Origin of the sequence: Methylocystis sp., assembly GCF_050251305.1 — a bacterium.
Taxonomy (GTDB): Bacteria; Pseudomonadota; Alphaproteobacteria; order Rhizobiales; family Beijerinckiaceae; genus Methylocystis.
In genome coordinates, this window is the sequence record NZ_JBFWNB010000100.1 from 1 (window position 1) to 2,563 (window position 2,563).

At 62.2% G+C, this 2,563-nt stretch carries 3 protein-coding genes; all 3 read right to left on the reverse strand.

Annotated features, from left to right (window positions below):
• Positions 1–46 precede the first annotated feature (46 nt).
• Positions 47–1,264 carry a hypothetical protein gene (locus AB7F41_RS17220; protein ID WP_428406732.1) on the reverse strand — a complete coding sequence of 406 codons (1,218 nt, stop codon included), beginning with the start codon at positions 1,262–1,264 and terminating at the stop codon, positions 47–49.
• 33 nt (positions 1,265–1,297) lie between these two features.
• Positions 1,298–2,095 (reverse strand): outer membrane lipoprotein-sorting protein, encoded by a 798-nt coding sequence (locus AB7F41_RS17225; protein WP_428406733.1) that lies wholly within the window; start codon positions 2,093–2,095, stop codon positions 1,298–1,300.
• Positions 2,076–2,563 (reverse strand): MMPL family transporter (locus AB7F41_RS17230; RefSeq protein WP_428406734.1); only part of this gene is annotated, 488 nt, incomplete at its 5' end. The genes AB7F41_RS17230 and AB7F41_RS17225, both read right to left, overlap by 20 nt.

Sequence of the window (2,563 nt, forward strand, 5' to 3'; positions counted from 1 at the left end):
ATCCCGGCGCCTGGGTGAAAAAATCGGGATAGACGCAAGCCTCGCGCTAAAAATATCGCGTCAGGCGCAGGGTCGCGAAGTCGTCGCGACGGAAAAAGGCGAACGGATTTGCGGCGTCCGCATTAAAGAAAAGCCGGCTTTCGATTTCGATCGTCCAGTTCGCGCCGATCCGCCGCTCGGCTTCGATCGACATCGCCGTCGTGGCGTCGGCAAGATCGATGACCGCGCCGGCAAGGAGCGAGGCGTCCTGCGCGTCGTTGAAGGCGAGCCGCGCGCCGATAAAGACGTCATTGTCGAAGGGCGTCAGCGGGGCCGCGCTCGCAAAGCCGCCGGCGAAAGGCGCGATATCCTCGTCGCGCCCGTCATAAAGATGCTCGGCGAGCAGGCCGAGATCGGCGCTCCCGAGGACCTGATAGAGCGTATATTCAAAGCCGGCGACGGAAGCGAAGAACGTATCGCCCCGCCCGTCGCGCACGGCGCCCTCGAATTTCCAAAGCCACGCGCCTTTCGTATACTGAATATCGGCGCCGAACTGCGTGATCTGGTCGTAGATCGGAATAAATTCAGATCCGCCGGGCTCGACGAGAAAGCGCGGCTCGCGCGAGGTTCCGCGAAAGACCGAAAGGCCGATATCGACGTCGCCGACATAGTGCGAATAGCGCGCCGCGAAATCGACATGGGCGCGCCCCGCCGGCGCTTCGAAGATTTCCCGTTCCTTCGAGACCGGCGGATCGGTCCGCAGCCGGCCCGCCTCGCCCGGAAAGGTCCGCTCGCGAAATCCCGGCAGCACGAAGAACTCCACGCGGCCCCAGTCGCCGCGCAGACTTGCTTGAATCATCGGCTGGCCGAGCTTGTCCTCGCCGTCTATGTCCTCGACGGCGTCGTCCTGGTTGATGATGTCGACGAGATGGCGCGACTCGGCCTTGCCCCAGAAGACTTTCGCCAGGCCGACGAGCACGGACCAATGATCGCCGGAATAACGGTAATAAGCTTCGCGAATGTCGCCATGCGTGCGCGCCGCGTCCTGCGCGTCGACGCGGACAAAGGGGATGACGACCGCTTGATGGCGCCGGTCCACGCTTTGCCAGCGGATGTCGGGCTCGATCGTCGCCGAGGGCTGAACGGCGTCCAACTGGGCCGGATAGAGCGGATCGCCAGGAAACAGACGCAGCTCGCCGGCGACGGACGCCCCGACGTCCCACTCGCCAGCCCATGCGGGCGCCGCGAGCAGCGCAAGCGCGCCCGCATGGGCCATCGATGTCACGCGATGTTTCAATCGAATCCCCGATCGCCTCGTTTACCGAATTCGCTCCAGCACCGCCGGCGTGAAATCCGACGGGCCGAACCCCGTCTTGAAGGCGAAATCGCCATAGACGAGATCGGTCTCCTTGCCCGACTGGTGATTCACCATGCGGAATTTATGCGAGCGCCAGACGCCGTCATACTCGCGATAGTCTTCGAGCCAGAGCGTTTTCAAAAGCGCGGCCTTGCGATCATAGAACTCGACCTTGCGCACTTGAAACACGTCCTGGTCGACCCAGGCGATCTGCTTCGTATAGCCGGAATTCTCGTAAAGCGGCGTCCTTGAGACGACGTCCATGACGACGCCGTCGACCGTCTCTTCGCGCAGCCATTCATAGGCGTATTTTTTAAGCTCCGTCGCGGTGAAGTCCTCAAAGGCGAATTCGGAGCCGACAAAGGGACCGGATTTGTTGGCCGAGGAGATGCGCTTGACCCGTTTCAGCGCCGGAAGATAGAGCCACTGATCGTCCGGCGTCAGAATATTCGCGTGGGAGAGGAGCGCCGTGCCCTCGACATCGCGCGGCGATTTGAAGACGACGAGCGACTTGTCGCCGACATCGTCATTCTCCTTTTCGAGCGTCTGAAAAGAAAGCGCGCGCTCCGTCGACTGTCCGGCGGCGTTCCTGAGAATCATCGTCGCCTCGACCCTCGAATCGCCGAAACCGCGATCGGACGCGTCAGAGCGCGCGGAAATCTCATAGCCTTTCTTTTGCGCCTCGCTCTGCGCGAAGGCAGGCGCGGCGAAAAGCGCCAAGGCGAGAGCGATGGCAAGTCTAAGCGAGGGCTTTGGCATGGGCGGCTCCTTGAAGTTGAGTTTGGCGCCGGTCGCCGCCCGTCAGAATGAGCAGCGCCGGCAGTAGGAAGAAATCGAAAAGGAGCGCAAGGACGATGGTGACGGCGGTCAGGAGTCCAAGCTCGGCGTTGATCTTGAACGAAGAGAACACGAGAATGGAAAAGCCGATCGCCAGGATGACGGTGTTAAGAAGGATCGCAAAGCCGACCGTCTCGAAGGCGTAGCGCACCGACTCGGCGCTCGAAAGGCCCTTCTCGCGCCGTCCGCGCTGGAACTTCGTAAAGAAATGGACGGTGTCGTCGACGACGATGCCGATCGCGACCGAGGCGACGGCGGCGACGGAAAAGCCGACCTCGCCGACCAGCAGGGCCCAGACGCCGAAGGCCGAGACAATCGGCGTCACATTGCCGACGACGCTCATCACGCCGAGGCTCACGTTTCTGAGCGCGACGAACATGATCGCCCCGA

Bases quoted from the DNA above. Each gene is read 5' to 3' on its own strand.
- AB7F41_RS17225 (WP_428406733.1), bottom strand. From the start codon at position 2,095: ATGCCAAAGCCCTCGCTTAGACTTGCCATCGCTCTCGCCTTGGCGCTT.